This is a genomic window from Mycobacterium sp. Soil_C_30 (genome assembly GCF_057656995.1).
The window spans coordinates 1-285 of record NZ_JBDGJH010000076.1; the positions used below are offsets into that span (position 1 = coordinate 1).

Below are 285 nucleotides of genomic sequence, written 5' to 3' on the forward strand. Positions count from 1 at the left end.
CGGTTGGAGATTGCCGAGCGCGGTGATGTCGAGCCGATTGCCGTGGTGGGGATGGGTTGTCGTTTTCCGGGTGGGGCCGATTCGCCGGAGCAGTTCTGGCAGTTGTTGCGTGATGGCGGCAGTGGGATTGTGCGGGTGCCGGAGCAGCGGTGGGACGCCGACGCCTTCTACTCGTCGGATCACACGGTGCCGGGGACGATCTGTACGCGTGAGGGCGGGTTTTTGACGTCGTGGCAGCCGGATGAGTTCGATGCGGAGTTTTTCGGGATGTCGCCGCGGGAGGCG

At 64.9% G+C, this 285-nt stretch carries 1 protein-coding gene; it reads left to right on the forward strand.

Annotation, left to right across the window (positions count from 1 at the left end; all coding sequences use genetic code 11):
- On the forward strand, nt 1–285 hold a 285-nt coding region (locus AC3A6P_RS36180; protein WP_487697476.1), incomplete at both ends, for a beta-ketoacyl synthase N-terminal-like domain-containing protein.